Here is a 21,491-nt window from a genome sequence, read left to right as displayed (position 1 = left end):
CAGGCGCGGAGGCACTCTCCCGGCGGCACCCGGCCGACTCGGGGCCGGCTCCGCTCGTTCCTGTTCGGCGCCCGGGCGAAACCGCCCACCCCAAGCCCGCTCCACCGCATCCACCAGCTCGGCCACGTCCCAACCCGCCGACTTCGTACCCATACCGCCAACCCTCGGACGAATCGTCGGAATACGCTCGGCGCGCCACCCGCAGAGCCGCCCCCGCCACCGACCACGCACCCGCTCCACCGCCGCCGCCGCCGCCGGCACGATCCACACCTCCCCCGCCCTTCGCGCGCACTACGCTGAGCTGCTCGCTCTCGGCCAAGGGGGATGGATGCGTGTGCGCAGCGGCGACCGAATCGGCGGCCGGGCTGGGACAACGTGAGTGCCGCGCCGCACGATCCGCAGGGCTCTCGGGTGGTGCTGGTCGGCGCGCACGACTTCGCGCACCTGGCGCCGCTGCCGGCGGTGGCCCGAAACCTGTCCCGCCTGCGGGAGTTGCTCACCGACCCGCAGGTGTGGGGGGTGCCTGCGCAGAACTGTGTGGTGATCGAACAGCCCGAACACCGTGACGAGGTCCTGGACGCGCTGACCGACGCAGCCGCCGCCGCGACCGACCTGGTGCTCCTGTACTACGCCGGCCACGGCCTGATCTCGCCGGACACCGATGACCTGCTTCTGTCCCTGCCGCGCTGCCGGCCCGACCGGGCCTACACCACGCTGCCCTTCCAGGACGTCCGCAACGTGCTGCGCTCGGCCCGCCGCGTCCCCGCCAAGGCGGTCCTCCTGGACTGCTGCTTCGCCGGCCGCGCCCTGACCGGCGCGATGGGCCCCGAGGACGCCCGACTAACCGAACTCTCCCGGGTGGAGGGCACCTACGTCCTGGCCGCCGCCTCGGCGACCCGGCAGGCGATCGCCCCTGCGGGTGAGCGATACACGGCCTTCACCGGCCGGTTGATCGACGTCCTGGAGCACGGTGTCCCGGGTGGGCCGCGGGCATTGGACCTGGCCACCGTGCACACCCACCTGCACCGCGTGTTGTCGGAGTCGGGCTTCCCGGCGCCGCACCAGCGCAACGACGACCATGGGGCCCGGATCGTACTGGGTTGGAACCGGCACCCGGCGGCCGCCGATCACGCGCCCGGATTGCCGCCACACATACAGGAGTTGCTGCACGCGCAGACCATCGCCGCACGCAACTTCACCTATCGACTGTACGACGCCCCGCTCGACGGCCTGGCCACCGTGTACGTACGCCAACAGGCCCGCAGCGCACCGACGACCACCGGCACCACGGTCGAAACCCGCGAGGACTTCCGGGACCACGAGCACGGCCGCCACGACGCGGAGCGCCGCAAGCACCACTTCGTGCCCACGGAGCCGGCCGTACAACCGGTGGCCCCCGCGCGGGCCGCCGAGGACACCCTCGGGCTGCACCGCCACGTCCTGATCACCGGCGGCGCGGGCCAGGGCAAATCCACGCTGAGTCTGCAGCTGGCGGCGTCCCTGGCGGCCGACTACGCGGCGCGCTCGACGCAGGCGGCCGACGCCACGACCGGCCCCGAAGGCCCGGCGCACACCGGGCAGAGGGCCTGCCCCGAACGGCTGTTGCCGCTTCGCGTCACGGCCGGCCGACTGGCCGCCGACCGCAGCGCGCTGATCCCGCGCCTGGTTCGAATCCTGTCCGACGAACTGGCCCCGCATCTGGACTACGCCCTTCCGGACGACTTGCTGGAGAACCTGCCCGAGGGCACCACCTGCCTGCTGATCGTCGACGGCCTCGACGAGATCACCGATCCGGAGCGCCGACGCGCGCTGGTCGCCGAGTTGGCCGGCCGGGTCCGAAATCCCGACGGCCGCTTCCGGTTGCTGATCACCACCCGCCCGCTGCCCAACGACGAATTGGCTCCGCTGCAACACGCGGCGACCGGGACATACACTCTGGAGCCTTTCGACCGCGATCAGTTGCGCGAGTTCGCGCATCGCTGGTTCCGCGACCACGCGGACGGGGCGGTACTGGCCGACGGCTTCCTGCGCCAGACGGAGGCGGCCGGGATCCGGGACCTGGTCCGTGTCCCACTGCTGGCCACCGTGGCCGCGCTCGTCTACCGCAAACACCCCGGAACACCGCTCCCCGGCAGCCGATTCACGCTCTACTGCGACTACTTCACGCTCCTGACCGAAGCGCACCTGGAAGAGGTCCACGAGCAGCAACAAACCGTCCTGCACCGCTGGACCCTGCGCCCGGCCGTGCACCGGGCAAGCGCCGCCTTCCTGTTCGAACACCGAGCCCAACTCGTCGAGCACCTGGCCGTCACCGTGGTCACCGACCCGACCGCCACCACCCGAGCCCTGCTCGACCTCGCCCTCGACTGGCTCGACACCCACGGCTGCCGCCCCACCCGCCGCAACGTCCCCGAATGGTCCGCCCTGGTCACCTCGGTCCTCGGCACATCCGGTGTCTTCACCCACCACACCGACTACCTCCGCTTCACCCACTACAGCTTCGCCGAACACATCGCGGCCGACGTACGGGCCGACCGACTGCCGACCCGCTTCGACGCCACCGATCCCGACTGGGCCCACACGGTGCATCGCGCCGTCACCGGCGACCTGTTCGCCCACGCCGTACTCACCCACCACGCGCATCGGTACGGGTCGGGCGACGCCGTCCTGGCCTGGTTGACCGGAGGAACCGGCGGCTACGCTGCCCTGATGGGCGAGCTCCTGGCAAGCGGGGTTCCCGCTTCGGCCCGGCACGTCGAGTCGTTCGCCGCCCACTTGGTGCTGACGCTGACCAAGCCGCCGAAATGGGAACGACTGCGGCGCGTGGTCTCCGACGCAGCGGCGCTGATCCGGGAACCGGCGATACGCCGCGTCCTCGACGACTACCTCGGTAGCTGCTACACGAATCGTGAACTGCGGGTCGGGATAGCCCAATCGCTGATCGCCCACGACCCCGCAACCGCGGCCGACATCCTGCACGACGTGCTGGCCGCGGCCGACACCACCGCACCTGTACGGGTCACGGCCATGCGGGCTTTGGTGCGATGCGGGCCCGAACACGTCGCCGAGGCGACCGAGGCCCTGCGTACGGCCGGCTGCTCGGAACTGACGGACGTCCTCGCCCGGATCGATGCCGCGACGGGAATCGCTGCCCTGGGGCCGGAACACACCGATGCCGCGGTCGAGACGCTGCGCGGCATTCTCGGCGACGCGAACACCACCGCTGAGGAGCGCGGTCGGGCAGCGCGTGCGTTGCGGGAAATCGGTCCGGAGCACGACGTGACGGCCGCCGACGCACTACGCGCGATCCGGACGGCTCCGGACGCCTCCGTCACCGATCGCACGCATGCCGCGGAGTGGTTGGCCGACCTGGGCCCGGCTTACCTCACCGAGGCGGCCGAGGCGCTGCACGCCGTCCTCGCAGCACCCGAAGCCAGTGCCGGTGACCGCCACACGGCCGTCGTGTCCTTGGCCGCGCTCGGTCCGGACCAGGCGGCGGAGGCGATCCGCCTCCTGCGCGCGCACCTGATCGCGCGCGACACCGAGACCTACATCGCCGAGGCGAGCGCCGAAACGTTGGTCCGCTTGGCGCCGGACAGCCTCGCCGAAGCTCTCGACGCACTGCGCCGGCTGCTGTCGGCGCCCACGACCCTGGGATCGGCACAATGTGCACTCGCGCAAACCATGGCACGGCTCGACCCGGCGCACGTCGTCGACGCCGTGGCCGCCAACCGTGCGGTCTTCGAGGCTCCGATCTCGCGCGCCTACGAGCGAAGCGGAGCCGCCCTACGGCTGGGCGAGTTGGGCCCGGAGTACATCCCGGAGGCGGCGGCGATGTTGGGCGGGCTTCGCGATGCCCCGAACGCGAGCGGGGAGGAACGCCGGCGGGCCGCGGTCGGTCTGGCCGGGCTCGGGCCCGCCTTCGTCCCGGCAGCCGTGCAAGGGCTGCGTGCGGTGCTGACGGCTCCCGATGCGATCGCCTCGGTTCGCGCGAACGCCGCCCTGGACCTGTCCCGACTCGGCGCGGCATTCGTGCCGGAGGCCGTCGACGTCCTGAGTCGACTGTTCGCCGCTCCGGAATCCGCCGATACGCTGCGCAACACCATCGCGCAGAACCTGATCAACATCGCACCGGAACAGGGCTCGCGGATGGCAGAGGTGCTCCGAGTCTTCCTCGCCGCTCCGGACGCCTCGGCCCAAGACCGCATCGAGAACGCTTGCATCCTCAGCATCGTCGAGCCGAAAAGTGTCGCCGAAGCGGCGAACGTCCTTCGTGCCGTTCTCCACGCGCCGCATACCGCCATCGCGAACCGACGCCGCGCCGCGGAGGCGCTGGCGGGCCGGGGGAAACCCTTCCGCACGGAAGGCACCAGCGCGCTGCGCTCCCTCCTCGCGGCGCACGACGCCACTGCGAACGACCGTGCTTGGATCGCCTATGCCGTGTCCTTTCTCGGGCGGGAGTGCCACACCGAAGCGGTGAACGTTTTCCGGGAGGTCTCCGCCTCCACGACGACGAAGGCCACCGACCGCGCATTGGCGGGTCGACTCCTGGCATTCGTCGGGCAGGGGTACGTCGAGGAGACCGAGCGGATACTGGAGGCCATCCTGGTCGAGCCCGATTCCGACATGCGATCTCGGGTCGAGATCGCCGCGCGCTGGTCCGACCTCGGCCCGGGCTTCGCAGCGGAGCCGGCCTCGGTGTTGCGGACCATCATCCGGGATGCCGATGACGACTCGGCTCTACGCACGGAGGCCGCACAAACCCTCGGCCTGCTCGGACCGGGGTATGTCGCCGAAGCCGGCGACGTACTGAGGCAGTTGCTCGACGCGCCGCATGGAGATGCCGACGAGCGCTACAGGGCAGCAGCCGCGCTCCTCATGATCGAAAGCGGCAGCACAAGCGAAGTCGACGGGATGCTGCGTGACTTGTCGACGGATCGGGCGGCGAGCCCCACCACCCGCATTCATGCCGCGCAGACGCTCGGCAGCCTCGGCATCGATTACGTCGAGGAAGGCGCCGATCGACTGCGCACGTTCCTCGTGTCGCCCGACTTCACCCCGTCGGCTCGTGGCACGGCGGCAAGGAATCTCGCTCACCTCGGGCAGGGATACCAGGCCGAGGGCATCCGCGCCCTCCGCCACTTGCTCACCTCCTCCGACACCGGCGCCCACGACCGCGTCTCGATCGCTCGACACCTGTTCGACTTCGGTCTGCCGTACGTCCCCGAAGCCGCCGAGGCCGTGCGGGCCGTCCTGGCCGATTCCGCGGCCGGCGCCTACGTGCGCACTCGTGCGGCTCGGCTGCTGGGCGAACTCAGTCCTCGGTTCGTGGACGAGGCGGCCGGGGAACTGCGCCGTCTTCTGGCCGACTCGGGCGCGACGCCCGTCTCGACTCGGCGAAGCGCTGCGGCGCTCGGGATGCTGAGCCCGCGCTTTCGGGCGGAGGCGGCGAGGGTACTCCGGGGGCTTCGGGCGGGTGGGGTTGCCTCTGACCGCGGCTTCGGGGCGGTGGCCGGAGCCGACGCCGGGGCCGACGGTGGCGCCGGAGCCGACGGTGGCATCGGCTCCGGCGGTGGCGTGACCACCTATGCCCGCCGCGCCGTCACCCGCATCCTGCGCGACTTCGGCCAGGGGTACGCCCCAACTCCGGCCGCCTCCACCGAAGGCTGAGCCGCACGCGCACCGGCCACCCATGCGAGCCCGACCGCCCAAACACGCACCCCCACCCAGGCGCAGCGCCCCCCAAGCCCCGCCCACCCGCGCACACACGCCCGAGCGCCCCCGCCCAACCACTTCGCGCAGAATCGAGGCTGTCGGAAGGCACGACACCGTGATCCTCCCGCGCCCACGCAGCCCATATCCGTACGCGACCCGCACACGGATGCGCCCACCCACCACCCACTCCGACCGAAAGCGAGCCATCATGCCCACCGAACGCCCCGAGCCGCCCAAGATCGCCGGCGAGCGCGAGATGATCCGCAGCTACCTCGACTACCACCGGGCGACGCTCGCGATGAAGTGTGACGACCTCTCCGACGAAGACCTGCGCCGACAGTCGATGCCGCCCTCGACGCTCTCCCTGCTCGGCCTGGTCCGCCACATGGCCGAGGTGGAGCGGACCTGGTTCCGGCGGGTGATCAACGGCGAGGACATCCCGCTCGTGTGGTCGGACCAAGGCGATTTCCAGGTGGCCTACGACGCGAGCACGTCCACCCGTGCGGAGGCGTTCGCCGCCTGGGAGACCGAGATCGAGCACTCGCGCCGAATCGAGACCGCCGCCGAATCCCTCGACGTGACCGGCCACAACGCCAAATGGGGCGAGGACGTGTCGCTGCGCCTGGTCATGCTCCACCTGATCCACGAATACGCCCGGCACAACGGCCACGCCGACTTCCTCCGCGAGGGCATCGACGGGACGGTCGGCCCCTGACCCACCCGCCGGCCGCGACATCGACCGTCGCGGCCGGCCCGTTGCCATGCCCGTTCCACCCACGGCGGCGGCGGATCCGAGCTCCCGGGCCCGGATTCCGACCGCCGCCCAGTCGTACCCGGCTGCCGAAAACCAGGGGGACACTTCACGCCGAGAAGGGGACCATCCACGACACGCCCCGGATCTGTATTGCGCTTGACCGTCCGGATATGCTCCGCCCGTGATCGACTACACGGTTTCCTCGCACATGACACGCGTTGTGCGAGATGCCGCGCTCCGGGCCGGGGTGGCCCACAGTGAACTCGCGCATCTGCCGGGCCTGGAACCCGAGACGCTGGCCGATCCGCTGCTGCGCGTACCCACCGCGAGCCTGGTCCGAATCTGGGAGCTGATCGCGCGCAACAGCCCGACCGGTGCGGGCATCCGGGCCGCCGAGACGGCCGCACAGGGGCGGCTGCACGTGTGGGACTACCTGTTCACCATCGCCGGCACCTTCGCCGAGGGCTGCCGCGACGCCGCCCGCTACCTGCCGACCGTGACCGACCCGGGCGTCGAGATGACGGTGATCGAGGAGGACCGCCGGCTGACCATCACCTACGGCATCGCGCTCTACTCGCCGTCGGCAGTGACCGCGATCGACGAGTTCGCGATGGCGCTGATGCTCAAGCGGGCCCGGGACGCACGCGGACCGGCGGTGGTCCCCGTCCACGTCGCCCTCGCGCACGAGGCCCCGAAGAACCATCGGCACCTGATCGAGGCGTTCGGCACCCGGTCCATCGACTTCGGCGCCCGGGCGAACTCGATGACCTTCCTCGACCTGGACACCGAGCCGCCCCGCCTGCCCGGCCCGGACGACGAACTCGGCGTGATCCTGCGCCGATACGCGGACGGCCTGTTGGAGAACTCCCGCCCCGCATCGGGCTGGCACGGCAGATTCCGGTCGGAGGTCGCGCACGCCCTGGGCGAGGAACTCAGCCTCGAACTGGTCGCCCAACGCATGGCGATGAGCCCACGCACCCTCCAGCGGCGGCTGAGCGACCTGGAGACCACCTGGCGCGACGAGATCGAATCCGTCCGCCACGAACGCGCCGGCACCCTCCTGCGCGAAACCGACCTGCCGGTGCAATCCATAGCCGGCCGACTCGGCTACACCGACGCCCGCGCCCTACGCCGCGCCTTCCACCGCTGGACCGGCCAAACCCCCGACGCCTACCGTCGCGCCATCCTCCCCCGCACGTAAGGCGCGCCACGCCGAGCCCGCCACGACCGTCGGCCTCGGCACAGGGTGGCCGCACACAGAACGAACCGGGCACGAGTGATCAGCCGTTCCCGTACCGCATCGAACCCCATCTGCTCCGCAGGCATCGCCACTCCCGACCACGGCGCCACCACGGCCGTCGCCGGCCACCACTTCACCCGGCGAACGGCCGCGATGTCGCCTGCGGCTCGTAGGGTCGACTGCCATGGCATCACTCGGCACCGACCACCCCGCGATCGCCCGTCCCACCCCGCTCCCCCGCATGTACCTGGTCTGGCTCGCCGGCACCCAGGCCTCGCTTCTGGGCGACGCCGCCCTGTACTTCGCCCTCGGCTGGGCCGCCACCGCACACGGCGGCAGCACCGCGGCCCTGGTGCTCACCGCCGTGACGCTGCCGCGCGCCCTACTCCTGCTGCTCGGCGGCGCGGTCGGCGACCGATTCGGCGCGCGCCGCGTACTGATCGTCGGCGACGCCGCGATGCTCGTGACCACACTCGGACTGGCTGTCGCGACCTACCGGTTCGGCACGCCGGTCTGGCTGCTCGTAGCGATCGCCGCCCTGATCGGCGTGGTCGACGCGTTCTATCTGCCTGCCACCGGCTCGATGCCGCGCCGGTTGGTCGGTCCGGCGCAACTCCCGCGGGCCTTGGCCCTGCGCCAGGCCGGTGGTCAGGTCGCCGCGCTGCTCGGCGCGCCGCTGGGGGCCGTGCTGATCGCCTCCACCGGCGCGGCCGGCGCGGCCCTGCTCGATGCGGGAACATTTGCGATCGTCCTGGTCGTACTGGTCTGCGTCCGGCCCGCCTTCGATGTCGAACAGGCCCCTCGGGACGAGCGCCTGGCGACCGGAGCCGTCGCCGGGGTCAAACTCGCGTTCGCCGACCCGATCCTGCGGCCCGCGCTGCTGTTGACGGCCGTCGCGGCCGGATGCCTGCTGCCCGTGGCGTCCCTGTTGAACCCGCTGCTGACGCGTCGGCACGGATGGGACGCGGGGGCGGCCGGACTGGTGGCCGGCGGCCAGAGCCTCGGGATGATCGCGGTGGCCTTGCTGATCACCCGCCGAGGCCTGGTGCGCCGCGTCGGCGTGGGCGCGGCCCTGGGGTTGTGCGTCGCCGCCGTCGGAATCGCCGGAATCGCCCTCGCCCCGACCATCACCGTCGCGGTGATCGCGGGCATCGTCGTCGGCATCGGCTCCGGGCTGTTCGCCTGTCACATCGCCCCGTTGGTCCTGACCGGCGTACCGGACACCCACCTGTCCCGGACGCAGGCACTGCTCACCCTCGTCCAGACCGTGGCGCTGCTACTGGCCAACAACGTCCTGGGCGCACTCGCCGACGGCACCGGTCCGAGCACCGCAACCATCCTGTGCGCCGCCGCGGTCGGCGTCGCGGGCGTCGCGGGCCTGCTGAACAGCCCGATGCGCCGGGTACTGCGGCCGCAGTAGAGGGACGCGCGGCCGGAACAGGAGCACACGCCGCCAGTGCCGAGGAAGACCAAAGACGGCGGCCCGGGCCTTCCCTTCCGGCTCCGGCCCACAAAACGCGGCATTCGGCCCAGCCGATCGCGCGCCCGTATCGGCCGTACCAACCGGCAGTGGTGGAGCGCGCAGCGGGCGCGCTCCCGGCGGATCACGCCTGGGTCGCCGCCTGCGCGGGCGGCGGTGGGGCATCGGCCACCGCGTCCGAGGCCGTGCTCGAATGCACATTCGGGTCGGATCCCGCTTCCGCTTCCGCTTCCACTTCCGCTTCCGGCCAGTCGGTCGCGTAGTGCTTGAGGTCGCCGTCCTCCTTGGTCAGCCGCATGCCGACCGCCGTCATCACGTGCTGGGAGGCGACGTTGTCGTGCGCGGTGTCGCCTTGTACGCGGGTGACGCCCGCCTCCCGGGCGAAGCGCAGGAGTTCGCGCAGGGCCTCGGTCGCGTAGCCGTGGCCCTGCGCCGCCGGGATGAGGCCGTAGCCGATGGTGACCGTGCCGCTCGCATCGGGCGCTCCGTGAAAGCCGAGCCCACCGATCGCCCGCCCGTCGGCGCGGCGGCGGATCTCGTAATTGCCGAACGGCCTCGGATCACCGCTGCTCGCACACGTGTCCAGGAACCGCCGACCTCCGGCCACATCCCCCTGCGTCGGATAACCGGGCGTCCAGTGCGCGTCGTCGGCCGGCGTACCGGCCACCACCCGCTCCGTCTCCGCGACGGTCAGTGGGTGCAGCACGAGCCGTGTGGTTCGAAGATCTTTCATAGGAGCCTGGAGTATCACGACGGTCGGCCGAACCGCATGCGAATTTCGCGGCCCCGGTACTCGCTGCGCGTCCTCGTAAGCCACACCCGGGACCCGGTACCCCGGTACTCGGTCGCCGACCACCCGGGCATCGACGCACCCGGCCCCCGCGCACCTCGCTACGAGCCGGGTCCGTCCCTCACTCCTTGCGCGCCGCGAGCACCTGCATGCCGCGTGGTCCCGGTTCGTTGCGTTCGAGGGTCAGGCCGACTTCGCGGCAGCGATCGGCGAGCCAGGTCGAGGCGATCCGGAGCTTGGAGTAGCTGCCGACGTGCTGGGTCCAGGCGGTGCCGTCGTGGATGTGCAGGAGGTCGTATACGAGGACCGTGTCGTCGTCCGGATACTCCAGGAAGCACGTGAGCACACGGTTGTCCGTGCTCCGTACCGGGATGAACCGGTCTATCCCGTGGAGGGTTTCGGTCAGGTCCCGATAGGTGACGACGAGCCGACCGCCGGGTGCGAGGGCCTTCGCGATGTCACCGAGCAGTGCGGTCACGTCGTCCTTCGACGGCAGATGGGTGAGCGTGTCGCCCATGCATACGACGGCCGCGACCGCGCCCGGTGCGGTGAGCCCGGGCAATACGGTGCGGATGTCCTCGTGGACGGGCTCGATCACCGGCAATCCGGCCGCGTGTTCGGCGAGTTCGGCGAGCAGGATGCGACTGGTGTCGACCGCGAGGACCCGGGTGAAGCCCAGGCCCGCCAGAGCCAGAGTCTGGTTGCCGGGCCCACACCCCAGATCCACCGAGATCGCGGACGTCTCCGTCGGCGCGATACCCAACTCGGTGAGCAACTCGAACTGCCCGGCGACGATCGGCATCAGTTCGCCGCCCAACATCCAGGTGTAGTTCTCGGCGAGCAGCCGCTCGTAGTGGTCGGCAGCGGCGCTGGTCATACCGGGACTCCTGTTCGAACGCTTCCAGGAAAACTTCGAAACCTACGCCGTCGCGACGAGCGACGCGCGGGTCAGCACCGTCCGCTCGCCCGTCGTCGGGAGCGCGACGGTGGCGGCGGACGCCCAGGTCGGGACGGCCACCCGCACGGGCACCCGCACCGGCACAGGAACGGGGGTCGGGATCGGCATCGGCATCGGCATCGGCATCGGGACCGCGCTCGGCGTCGGCGTCGAGGTCGATGTCGGCGCCTCGGCAGCGGCAGCCGTGCCGGCCACGACCGTCGGCTCCACTGTCCCCATCTCCACACCCGCACTCGCGATCGCCGGAACGACCGTCGCCGTGACCGCCTTGGGCGTCACCACGAACCGCAGGAACAGGAACCGGGCGATCCCCGCGGTACCGGAGGCCGTCAGGTATACCGCCTGCTCCTTGAGCACCCCCGGTACGGGCTGCAGCGCGTGCAGCGCCAGCATCGCGCCGGTGGTGAACAGGTAGGAGACGCCCGCCGAGAGCGCCGACTGGGCATGGACCCGGCCGCGAGCCCGACCCGCGCCGAAGGTGAACCGGCTGTGCAGTTCGGTGGCCAGCAACGTGAAGACCACGGTCACCATGGCGTTGGCGACGACGATGGACAGGTGCCCGGACAGGGCCACGAGCACGGCGCCGGACGCCAGTCCGGTGCCACCACCGAAGAAGACGAAACGCATGAACGCGGCTACTGTCCCCGACTTGGTTGCGGCGCTCATGGGTCCCCCGGTCCTCTTCTTCGGCTGTCCCTCGTCTTCGGCTCCTTAAATCTAGGGGCGACCAAGCGGCAGGGAATCAGTCGTGTGTAGGTACTCCGATTACTGCTTGGGGAGGAGCCGCCCCTAGGGGTACTACTCCCGACGACGCACTGAGGGGGTGACGAAAGTACGCCCTCACGCCTATCCCGATGGCTACATACGTCTCCGGGATCATCACCCACGAAGGGTTCGCCGTTCATCCGCTCGGAACACCCGCGACGCACCCGATGGTTCGATTCAGCCTCATAAAAGCCCGGTGCAGGTGTGTGGCTCGTACGTCGCCACGATCTCCCGGGCCGGTCGGCGACGTTGGATGGCGGTGCATACGGGCAGCCCCGCGCGCTGATCCGCCTCGTCCTCGGGGCAACCCGCGAACCGCCAAGAGGCCATCAACGCCCCGACTCCCTCGAAAGCACCGAAGCGGCGAAGCGGCGGAGCAGCGGAGCCACGAAGTCTCAAAGCGCCAAATGCATGATGTGCAACCCGACATAACCATGCTTCGGATGCTTGAAGCCTTCCGGCAACGTGCCGATCACCTCGAACCCGAGGTCGCGATACAGCCGCACCGCATACACGTTCGTCTCGATCACCGCATTGAACTGCATCGCCCGATACCCCTGCGCACGAGCCCACTCGATCGAGTACTCACACAGCGCCCGCCCGACCCCCTGACCCGAGCGCGCGGGATCGACCATGTAACTCGCACTCGCGACATGCGAGCCGTTGCCCATGTGATTGCGATTCATCTTCGCCGTACCGAGAACCGTCCCACCCTCGTCCACCGCAACCACGGTCCGAGACGGCGCGGCCGGAAACCACCACGCACGAGCTTCGCCCGCACCCAAATCGAGCGGATACGTGAACGTTTCGCCGGCAGCGACGATCTCGTGAAAGAACGGCCAGATACCCGCCCAGTCACCCTCGGTGGCTTCCCTGATCAACATCGCCCCAGCATGCCGGGCCACCAACCACCCTGCCAAGGCAGACGCCGATCGTGCGCGAGCACGTGGCCTGGCCCGGCGTGCCGGAGGCGCGGCTCAGCGGGTGGCGAAGTGGGAGAGGGCGGAGAGGATTTGCGACCGCGTGGTGGGACTGCCGAGGTGGCCGGCGTCGGAGATCACCGTGAGAGTGGCTTTGGGCCAGGCTTTGGACAGGTGCCAGGCTGTGTCCAGTGGGCTGCCGAGGTCCAGCCGGCCGTGGATGAGGGTGCCCGGGATGTCGGCGAGGCGGTCGGCGTTGTCGAGGAGGATGCCTTCGGGAAGCCAGGCGCCGTGAGCGAAGTAGTGGGTGACGATGCGGACCAGGGCGGCGCGGGCTGCCGAGGGACGGCCGGAGTACGCGTCCGGGCGGCCGTTCGGTTCGGTGGCGACCACCGCGTCCTCCCAGGTGCACCAGGCGTTGGTGGCGCGCTCGCGGATCGCCGGATCCGGGTCGTCCACCAGGCGGGCGTAGGCCCCGACGAGGTCCTCGCGGTCCGACGATGGGACGCCGTCGCGGAAGCGCTCCCATTCGGCGGGCAGGAAGCGGCCGACGCCCCGGTACAGCCAGTCGATTTCGGAGCGGCGGGTCGTGGTGACGGCGGGGATGACGATCTCCGACACGCGTTCGGGGTGGCGCTGGGCGTACGCCAGGATCAGCGTGGAGCCCCATGAGCCGCCGTACAGCAACCACTTGGCCAGTCCGAGGTGTTCGCGTAGTCGCTCCATGTCGGCGAGCAAGTGTTCGGTGGTGTTGAACCGCATTTTCGTGGTGGGATCGCTCGCGTGCGGGGTGCTGCGACCACATCCCCGTTGATCGAAGAGCACGACGCGATAGCGCTGCGGGTCGAACAGTTGCCGCACTCCCGTCGAACAGCCGGACCCCGGTCCGCCGTGCACGACCAGGGCGGGCTTGCCGGCCGGATTGCCGCAGGTCTCCCAATACACGTGATTGCCGTCGCCGACGTCGAGCATGCCGTGGTCGTACGGCTCGATGGGGGGATGTAGGGCAATCGGGGGATTCGGAGACGGCGACGGGGATCGCGATGAGCTGGTCATGAGCGAGTCCTTCGGAGAAAGGGAAACCGGCGGATTGGTTGGCTGCATGTGTCGGGCCGGGTAGGTGGCCGCCATACGGCGAAAGGGCGTTCGAGCCGAGCCGACCCGGTCCGACGCGCTCCCTCCAGCAGCCAACGAATCGTCGCCGTGACGCGGGAGGCCGAGAGCCTACTGCCCTCAGAACGCCGAGTGGGCGGCCACGGCAGCTGCGGCCCGCGCGTTCGAGGCCGAACTGCCGTATCCCCTCGGCCGCTTGATCGACGCCCCGGCCCACCGCCCGATGCGCGACCGTATCGCCGCCGGCAGCGCCGAGACCCTCCTCAGCCTGTCACCGTCGGTCCCGGTCGCGACGAACCGCCTTCGATCCCGGCTCCCAATTGCCCCTCCGTGTACGAGGCGATCCTGAACCCGGTGGGCAGCACTCCACCGTCGATGGTCCCGGCGAGCAGCCGTGCGTCGGCCTCAGTGTACGTACCGGAAATCATGGCCTCGCCCGGAATCGCGGACTGCACACTCGCCGCGACCAGCACCCTGCCGTCGCACACGATCGCGATGCGATTCGTCGGCAACCGACCGCCGGCGGCCTCGGACGTGAGCTGCGTGAACGCGTTCTGCCCCTTGTTCGTCCACTTGACCATCACGGTCCAGCCCAGGCCGGTTGCTTCCGGCGCCTTGGCCTCGGCCCCGGCGACGTCGGCCCCGGTGATCACGGCAGGTGCCAGTACGTACTTCTCCTTCAACTTGTCGTCGCACGCGACGACTTCCGAGCCGGCCGAGTCCGCCCGAGACACCGACGGGTCCGCGCACTCGGATCCGCCCGTGGGGGTGGTGCCGCTCCCCGGTCCCGCGTCCGTGGGCAGCAACGGTGTCACGCTGCTCACCGAACGCACGGTCAGCTGCCCGGTTCCGACGATCGCCGCGAGTCGTTGCTTCGTATCGGCGCCGAACTTGGTCGACGAGACGCGCACCACCAGGGTGTCGTCGCGCACCCTCACGCTTTTGACCGGTAGCCCGCCCGAACTCGCGCGCTTGCGAACGATTGCCGCGGCGGCGGTCAACTGTGCTGCCGCCAAGGGCTTTTCCGGCTGCAACGTGGCCTCGGCGAAGTCCCGTCCGAGCGTCCCGTCGACGGAATCCGACCGGTCGCCGTCCTTGAAGTCGACCGGATCGTCCGACGAACAGGCAGCCGCGACCAGCAACACGGCGGCGACGACCGTGGTGGCCACGAAGGACCTGACGGGTCGATTACGCGATGGTTCGGTCACCCGCACCACGATGCCGGCTCATCGATCGACCGCCCAGCCTCCAGGCACCTCCGCGTCCACAATCGGAGCCGGCCTCGAATCCCATCGAACGGGTAGATGTCGCGTCATGACCCTTCGTATCGGACCTGCCGTGCTCACCACCACCGACCTGCCGCGTGCCGTCGCGTTCTGGACCACCGCGCTCGGCCTGCGCACTCGCGACACGGTCGGCCCCGACACCGATTTCGTGGTCCTGATCGACCCGAGCGTCCACTCCGGCAGCACCGCGAACGACAACGCCGCCCCCGTCCCGACCCGCGGCGCGGAACGACTCGGCCTCCAATCGGGCGAGGTCCGCGAGCGCACCGAACCCGTCCGGGTGCACTTGGACCTGTACGCCGACGACCAGGCCGGCGAGGTGCGCCGGCTGCTCGACCTCGGCGCCGAGAAGCTGCCGTGGGACTACCCGGACGACCCCGACTTCGTGGTGTTGGCCGACCCGGACGGGCATCCCTTCCGCGTGGTGGCAAAGGGATGATCCGCCTCGAAAAGGGCAGTGGCACGGGTGTGGTCGCGGCCGGTCCGCGCCGACGGCCGCGTGAGCCGAGTCGACGCGCAAGGAGACAGCCGTGCTGGACAACCGCAACCTTCGTGAGCTGATCCGCCGGTGGCGGGCCACCCCGCAGAGCACCGTCGCCCTCTTCGACGAGGCCGACGACGCGATCCGGGCGACCATCGCGACCAAGGAGCGCGTGTTGTATCCGGCGGTCCGGGACGCCGACGATCACCGCAGCGGTTACGTCGACGACGCCATCGCGCAGGGCCGCCGGATCGAGGGCTTCCTCGACTCCGCCGAGCGGCTCGGCCCGGACGGCCCCGGCTTCCACGACGAGGCGCAGGACGCCGCATCCGCGATGGACGGGCTCCTCGTGCACGAGCAACGCGATCTGCTGCCGGCGCTCGAAAACCTCTCCCAGGGCGAGCGGGACCGACTCGACCGCGAGTACGGCAGCACCTGGGTGGACGTCTCCGCCCAAATCACCGCCGCCCGTGCCACCCGCCGACTCCCGCCCGGCGGCGCGGCGGACGCGACCCACTGAGCGAACCCGGCCCACAGACGGCACGCACCCCATAGGGCAGGACGCGACCCACGAGCGGACTGCGACCACGAGGCGGACTGCGACCCACCCCACGCGGACCACGCCGATATTCGCGGGCACGCTCGCGGCCGGCCCACTACCCTCGGCCGCGTGAACCATCGCGAGCGCAAGCGACTGTCGAAACTGCTGGTGGGCGCGGCTGGTCTGGGCCGACTCGCGGAGGCAACGGCCGCACTCCGGGCCGGCGCCGATCCGGAGCGAGCCGACCAGTACGGAACCACGCCGCTGTACGCGGCCTCCGTACACGGGGCCACAAACGTGGTCCTGCTCCTCCTGGACGCCGGCGCAGCGCCGGACACCGAAAGCGGAACCGGGTCCGAGGGCACCCCGCTGTGCGCGGCGGCCTGCTGGGGTCACACCGACACCGTCCGCACGCTGCTCGCACACGGCGCCGACCCCAATCTCCGCGAGGACCACGGTACGGGCCACGCCCCGGTCGACTGGGCCGTCAGGGGCCCCTATCCGGAGACCGCGGCCGCCCTCCTGGCCGCCGGCGCGCACCCGCCCCGAACCGACTGAGCGCTCCCCCACCGGGACCGAACTGCCGACGAACGGCCCGGGGCACCGCAGCCGATCGCGAGCCCGCGCCCGCTCACAACGCGATCGCGCGATGAGCCAACGCCGCTTCGACGATCGCCTCGGCGGATCCGAGCAGACCCTCGGGTGGCCCGGTCGGATCATCGGCGGATCCGAGAGCGTCATCCGCCTCCGTCGGCCACCCGAAGATCAGGTCGCTCACTCTCGGGTGCGGTACGTTCACCGTCAACACCAGTAGATACCAGTCGAGTTCGGGATCACCGGCCAGGATCCGCCGGACGATCTCCACCAGTTCCGCCCGGGTGATGTCGACAACCCTGGGCCAAGCCGGTCGAGCCGCCTCCAAGGCGAACTCCGTGAGCGTGCGCGACCCGTGGTACTCGACGAAGTCCCCGATCGGGTAGTCGTGCCCCGTCGCCGCTCGAAAGGCGGCCATCGCAACCTCTGCGGCGCCCGATCCGCCATCGCACCGGATCAGCTCACCGATCCGCTCGATCTCGGCGGCCACCTCGGCCAGTCGCCCCGGATCGACGACCGGCGGCAACAACTCCGTCCGCACATCCGTCCCCCGACTCACCCGACACATCGCGCAACCCACCGAACGACCGGCCACCAACTCCCCGAACCCGACCCGGTTCGGCCCGGGCCCGGGCCCCACATCCGGCCCACTCCCGCCCCACTCACCCCAACTGCTTCTCCACCTCACCGACCACCAGTTCGCACAACTCGTGCGTACGCAGCGCGTCGTCCAGGTCGGGAAACTCGCCCGTGCGGACCGCGTCCAGGAAGGTCAGCACGACCTGCTCGATGCCGCGTTGACGGGCGATCGGCGTCCAGTCGCCGCGCCGACGTGTGGTCGGACGGCCGTGGTGGTGGTCGACCACGTCGGCCAGGTTGTACACCTCGCGCGTGGCGTCCCGACCGGAAACCTCCAGGATCTCCTCGTTCGACCCACTGCGCAGATTGAGCGTGCCGATCGCGCTGAAGCCCGCGCCGGAAAGGTGCAGCACGAAGTGCTGAGCGAGGCCGTCCTGGACCCGGGCCCGCACGTCGACGTGCTCGGTTTCGCCCGGGGCCAGGAAGCGCAGCGTGTCGACCACGTGGATCAGGTCGTCGAAGACGACCGTACGCAGTTCGCGTGCGGTGTCGACGCGGTTGCGGCGGATCACGATCAGGTCGCGCGGCAATGCGCGGCTCTCCACGTACGCCGGCACGTGGCGCCGGTTGAAGCCGACCATCAGGCCGACGCCACGCGCCCGGGACAGGTCGATCAGGCGCGCGCTCTCGTCCAGGCTGTACGCCAGCGGCTTGTCCACGTACGTGGGCACGCCCGCCTCGATCAGCCGGGTCACGATCTCGGGGTGCACCGACGTCGCCGCGTGCACGAAGGCCGCGTCCAGCCCCTCGGCGAGCAACCCGTCCAGGTCGGCGTGCCGGTGCTCGACGGGCACCCGGTAGATCTCCGCGACCCGACTCAGCGTCGCCGGCGTGCGGGTGTACAGGCGCAGGTCGAGGTCCGGCAGGGTCGAGACGACGGGCAGGTACGCCTTTTCCGCGATGTCACCCAGACCGATGACGCCAACCTCCATCAGGCAACTCCTCCTGCCGGCGCCGCCGGGCCACACGTCCGGTTCACGGCCCCGCCAGCATATGCACACGCGTTCGGGTGGATCGTTCGACGCCGACCCGAATCGTCGCGCCCACGAGGATCGACCGGGCCGGCGTTCGGCTGCCGGCCTCGTCTCACTCCCGTACCGTCGCCGTGGTGGGCGATCTCGACCACGGCGGACTGTTCGGTGGGATTCCGCCGGACCACGACGTCGTCCGCGGCCACGTAGTAATCGTCGCCGGTCACCACGACCGTGGTGCCGGTGCCGGTGCCGGTGGCGGTGGCGGTGGCGGTGGCGAGCGCGGCAGGTGCGGACGCGACGAGCGCGGCGGCCGAGACGAGTCCGGCGGCCAGTACACGACTGGGGTTCATCACGTTCGGACCAACGATCGGGCCGATCGGAGGCGACGGGCGGGCGTCGGCGGCCACCGAATCGGCGAGCGTGAGTGGGCGCGCCCGGACCATCCGGATGAATACCCCGAATGGCGGTGCGAAGGCCGCCGAATGCCCGCCGGCGGGGCGGACTGACTTGAAGTCAGCTTCCGTCGACACCACGTGAGTTGCCCGCCCGTCCGGGTGGCGGATCGACCGGGGCGCAGGCGTACGGCACGCGGGCGCGGTTGCGCTCCCCGGCCGGCTCGACTCTTCTGGAATCGGGCCCTCCTTCCAACCCCCCGAACAATCCCGACGGACAGCCCGCATCCCGATCCGCTACGGACAGCCCGGATCGCCCGCCTCCCGGCCCGCTACGACAATCCCGTCCCGATCCGCTGCGAACAGCCCCCATCCCGATCCGCCCCGGACGTGCGCCCCTTCACGCGAGCCCGGTTACCGCCATGAGCGGGGTCGATCCGCGAGATCGTTCGGCGCATCCGTACCGCCGCTCTCCGGAGTCCACCCCCGACCGTAGCCGGGGTTCGGTGAACCTCCCGGCCATGGCAGCAGAGACCACCGAGAGCCAAGGGAGAGTCTCCGTGAGCGTGCCACGAACCGCGATCATCATGCCCGGCGTTGGCTCCTATGTGCCGGGCGCACTGCGCCGGCTCCAGGATCGGCCCGCAGTTCGGGACACCCTGGCCGAGGTCGACGATGCGATCGGCGACCGGGCCACGCTCTCGCCTTCGCGTCTGCTCACCGATCCCAAGGCACCGGATGCCCACGAGTTGATGGACCGGCACGAGTTGTCCCTGCACCTGGCCATCTACGCCGGTGCGCTGGCCGCGTTCCGGCTGCTCGAAGGCGATTTCGGGATTCGCCCCGATGTGTTGCTCGGGCACAGCCTGGGCGAGATGGCCGCGCTGGCCGCGGCCGGGGTCTATACGGCGGGCGACGGTGCCCGGTTGTACCTGGCTCGGGCGGCGGCGTGCACGATCCATACCAGTGATCCGGGCGGTCTGCTCACTCTGCGCCTGGCGCCGGGGCACACGCTCGAACTGTTGTGCTCGGCGCAGTTGCCCGGCCTCGATCTGGCGTGTGACAACTCCGCCGAGCACACCGTGGTCTCCGGCCCGGACGAGTCGCTGGCCACGTTCGCGGCGCTGGCGGAGCGCAAGTCGGTGGTGTCCAAGGCGTTGACGGTCCGCACGCTGTTCCACAACCGGTTGCGCGAATCGGCCGCCTCCGAGTGGCGCCGACTCGGGGCGGACGTCGACTTCCGGGCCCCGCGTTATCCGGTGTTGTCGCCGCTGTTGGGCCGAATCTACGCCGACGAGCGCGAACTCCGTGACGGTGTCGTGGGCCAGTTGCGGCACCCCGTGCGCTACCGCAACGCGGTGACCACATTGCGCGAGCGCGGCATCGAGGTGTTCGTGGAGACCGGCGCCCGCGACGTGCTCGGTCCGTTCGCGCGCTCCGCCGATGCCCGGGCGCGCACCGTGGTCCCGGTCACCGCCGGTGCCGACCTGGCCCGGGTCGCCTGCGCGCTGCGGGCGGGTGGGCTGCTGCACGAGGACCTGGCGGCCCTCGCGGAGCCGTCGGGCGTGCCCACCGGCTGAGCGGGTCCGGGCCCGCCCCGCGCCGGCGCGCGAGGCGCCGGGAACCACCGCGCCGGATGCGTCCCGGGTGGCGGTCTACCGGGCGGCGGCGATGCACTCGGCGATGATGGTGGCGCCGGTCGCACGGGGCGAGACGATCGGCACGCCGAGCCTGGTCCGGGCCGGCGACTCGCTGCCGTTCGCCGAGGACGACGTGGAGATGGCCCACGACCTCGCGCACCGCGCGGCCACGTGTGTGGACAACGCGCGGCGGTACCCACGCGCGATCCTGGATCGCATGGTGGTGCCGCCGGTGGAGGACGGCATCGCGGTGATGGCGGCCCGTCGGGTGGGTGAGGGGGGAAATGAAGCCACGCCCTAAACCCCCGAGTGGGCCCGTTCCACCCCGACGCCCGACGTGATCCACCGTTCGGCGGCCAGCGGTGGCGGGGAGTTGGCCGTCTTTTTACGTTCCTTGTAGCGGAAGTCCCCCCGAAACCCGGTTCGTCGGGTTCGATTCCGCATGTCCATTGGAGGACGAAATGCGCTGTGCCCATCTCGCAGTCGTCGGCACCATCGTGGGTCTCACCGTATGCGGTTCCGCAGGCGCGGCGTTCGCCGCCACGCCGATGCAGGCCGATTCCGGTCGTCCCGGCGACACGGTGCTGCTGTCGGATGACAAGCACTGCACCGCGAACACGGCGACCGCTTCCTCGGACGCGTTCACAGCCACGGTCACTCTGACCCGCGCCGGCGACGAGCTCAAGGGTCAGGCCACCATCAAGGACGTGGCCACCGGCGACTACGAGGTCAAGGTGGTCTGCGGCGAAGGCCAGGAGCTGATCGGCAGCCTGCACGTGATGGGCAGCGCACCGACCATGGCTTCCACGGCCGGCTTCGGCTGGACCCAGGAGGGCGATCCGGCGCTGCGCGTGGCGGGTGGTCTGGTGCTCGCGGGCGCGGCCGGCACCGGCTTCGTCGCGCTGCGCCGCCGGGCCTCGAACCTCGCCTGACCGATGACCCGTTCCGCACCCGAGGCACCCGCGAGTGCCGCGGATCGGCAGCACCGACCCGGTGGCCGCCGCCTACTCTGGGCGGCGGCCAGCGGCGTGCTGGCGATCGGCGGCACAGGCCTCCTGTACGCCGGGTACGACGCCTCCGGACCGCCGCCGCGCCCGCCTGCCGCAGCGGCGGTGCCAGTCGGGGTGGTCGGTCAGTTGCGCGACGCGTTGGCGTGTCATGTGTTCGGCGAGGCCGAGGGCGACTACGCGTTCGGCGATCTGCGTGAAG

19 protein-coding genes and 1 pseudogene are annotated in these 21,491 nt (G+C 70.8%); 11 read left to right on the top strand and 9 right to left on the bottom strand.

Features of this window, described 5'->3' with window-relative positions; genetic code table 11:
- Positions 1-375 precede the first annotated feature (375 nt).
- The 4 genes from ABZS54_RS20925 to ABZS54_RS20910 all read left to right on the top strand — a co-directional run bounded on the left by ABZS54_RS20925 (position 376) and on the right by ABZS54_RS20910 (position 9,129).
- A complete protein-coding gene (locus ABZS54_RS20925) occupies positions 376-5,670 on the top strand; it encodes a caspase family protein (RefSeq protein WP_355537896.1) in 5,295 nt (1,764 codons plus the stop codon).
- Positions 5,671-5,923: 253 nt separating this feature from the next.
- Positions 5,924-6,430: a DinB family protein gene (locus ABZS54_RS20920; protein WP_355537893.1), complete on the top strand. Its 507-nt coding sequence runs from the start codon at positions 5,924-5,926 to the stop codon at positions 6,428-6,430.
- 220 nt (positions 6,431-6,650) lie between these two features.
- Entirely contained in the window at positions 6,651-7,670 is a 1,020-nt protein-coding gene (locus ABZS54_RS20915) for a helix-turn-helix domain-containing protein (RefSeq protein ID WP_355537890.1), read from the top strand.
- 223 nt (positions 7,671-7,893) lie between these two features.
- Positions 7,894-9,129 carry an MFS transporter gene (locus tag ABZS54_RS20910; protein WP_355537887.1) on the top strand — a complete coding sequence of 412 codons (1,236 nt, stop codon included), beginning with the start codon at positions 7,894-7,896 and terminating at the stop codon, positions 9,127-9,129.
- A 184-nt stretch (positions 9,130-9,313) separates the two neighbouring features.
- Here ABZS54_RS20910 and ABZS54_RS20905 read toward each other — a convergent pair whose 3' ends face one another.
- From ABZS54_RS20905 to ABZS54_RS20880, 6 genes are all read right to left on the bottom strand, one after another.
- Positions 9,314-9,922, bottom strand: coding sequence for a GNAT family N-acetyltransferase (locus ABZS54_RS20905; RefSeq protein ID WP_355537884.1), 609 nt, complete (start codon positions 9,920-9,922; stop codon positions 9,314-9,316).
- A gap of 178 nt (positions 9,923-10,100) precedes the next feature.
- Positions 10,101-10,856, bottom strand: coding sequence for a class I SAM-dependent methyltransferase (locus tag ABZS54_RS20900; RefSeq protein WP_355537881.1), 756 nt, complete (start codon positions 10,854-10,856; stop codon positions 10,101-10,103).
- Between the two features lie 42 nt (positions 10,857-10,898).
- On the bottom strand, positions 10,899-11,603 hold the full coding sequence (locus tag ABZS54_RS20895; protein WP_355537879.1) for a hypothetical protein: 705 nt from the start codon (positions 11,601-11,603) through the stop codon (positions 10,899-10,901).
- A gap of 494 nt (positions 11,604-12,097) precedes the next feature.
- On the bottom strand, positions 12,098-12,586 hold the full coding sequence (locus tag ABZS54_RS20890; RefSeq protein ID WP_355537876.1) for a GNAT family N-acetyltransferase: 489 nt from the start codon (positions 12,584-12,586) through the stop codon (positions 12,098-12,100).
- A gap of 93 nt (positions 12,587-12,679) precedes the next feature.
- The gene (gene pip, locus ABZS54_RS20885; protein WP_355537873.1) at positions 12,680-13,678 is read right to left on the bottom strand and encodes a prolyl aminopeptidase; all 999 of its coding nucleotides are present in this window, start codon (positions 13,676-13,678) and stop codon (positions 12,680-12,682) included.
- Between the two features lie 320 nt (positions 13,679-13,998).
- Positions 13,999-14,943 (bottom strand): hypothetical protein, encoded by a 945-nt coding sequence (locus ABZS54_RS20880; protein WP_355537870.1) that lies wholly within the window; start codon positions 14,941-14,943, stop codon positions 13,999-14,001.
- A 106-nt stretch (positions 14,944-15,049) separates the two neighbouring features.
- On the opposite strand from ABZS54_RS20880, the gene ABZS54_RS20875 reads away from it, so the two are divergent.
- From ABZS54_RS20875 to ABZS54_RS20865, 3 genes are all read left to right on the top strand, one after another.
- Positions 15,050-15,460 (top strand): VOC family protein, encoded by a 411-nt coding sequence (locus tag ABZS54_RS20875; RefSeq protein WP_355537867.1) that lies wholly within the window; start codon positions 15,050-15,052, stop codon positions 15,458-15,460.
- Positions 15,461-15,551: 91 nt separating this feature from the next.
- Entirely contained in the window at positions 15,552-16,022 is a 471-nt protein-coding gene (locus ABZS54_RS20870) for a hypothetical protein (protein WP_355537864.1), read from the top strand.
- Between the two features lie 150 nt (positions 16,023-16,172).
- Positions 16,173-16,601: an ankyrin repeat domain-containing protein gene (locus ABZS54_RS20865; protein ID WP_355537861.1), complete on the top strand. Its 429-nt coding sequence runs from the start codon at positions 16,173-16,175 to the stop codon at positions 16,599-16,601.
- Positions 16,602-16,674: 73 nt separating this feature from the next.
- Here ABZS54_RS20865 and ABZS54_RS20860 read toward each other — a convergent pair whose 3' ends face one another.
- The 3 genes from ABZS54_RS20860 to ABZS54_RS20850 all read right to left on the bottom strand — a co-directional run bounded on the left by ABZS54_RS20860 (position 16,675) and on the right by ABZS54_RS20850 (position 18,600).
- A complete protein-coding gene (locus ABZS54_RS20860; protein WP_355537859.1) occupies positions 16,675-17,196 on the bottom strand; it encodes a hypothetical protein in 522 nt (173 codons plus the stop codon).
- Between the two features lie 103 nt (positions 17,197-17,299).
- Entirely contained in the window at positions 17,300-18,208 is a 909-nt protein-coding gene (locus tag ABZS54_RS20855; RefSeq protein ID WP_355537856.1) for a Gfo/Idh/MocA family oxidoreductase, read from the bottom strand.
- Complete coding sequence (locus tag ABZS54_RS20850; RefSeq protein WP_355537853.1) at positions 18,208-18,600, bottom strand: hypothetical protein; 393 nt, start codon at positions 18,598-18,600, stop codon at positions 18,208-18,210. The genes ABZS54_RS20855 and ABZS54_RS20850 overlap by 1 nt, the downstream gene beginning before the upstream one ends.
- Before the next feature lie 602 nt (positions 18,601-19,202).
- Here ABZS54_RS20850 and ABZS54_RS20845 point away from each other — a divergent pair.
- From ABZS54_RS20845 to ABZS54_RS20830, 4 genes and pseudogenes are all read left to right on the top strand, one after another.
- Positions 19,203-20,222, top strand: a complete 1,020-nt coding sequence (locus ABZS54_RS20845) for an acyltransferase domain-containing protein (RefSeq protein ID WP_355537850.1) — start codon at positions 19,203-19,205, stop codon at positions 20,220-20,222.
- Between the two features lie 67 nt (positions 20,223-20,289).
- Positions 20,290-20,583: a hypothetical protein gene (locus ABZS54_RS20840; RefSeq protein WP_355537847.1), complete on the top strand. Its 294-nt coding sequence runs from the start codon at positions 20,290-20,292 to the stop codon at positions 20,581-20,583.
- Between the two features lie 160 nt (positions 20,584-20,743).
- On the top strand, positions 20,744-21,214 hold the full coding sequence (locus ABZS54_RS20835; RefSeq protein ID WP_355537844.1) for a hypothetical protein: 471 nt from the start codon (positions 20,744-20,746) through the stop codon (positions 21,212-21,214).
- Between the two features lie 3 nt (positions 21,215-21,217).
- Positions 21,218-21,491, top strand: a pseudogene (locus tag ABZS54_RS20830) (hypothetical protein); the annotation flags it as partial.

The sequence above is a fragment of the Embleya sp. NPDC005575 genome (genome assembly GCF_040605455.1).
Lineage (GTDB): Bacteria > Actinomycetota > Actinomycetes > Streptomycetales > Streptomycetaceae > Embleya.
This window is presented reverse-complemented; position numbering and strand designations above follow the sequence as displayed.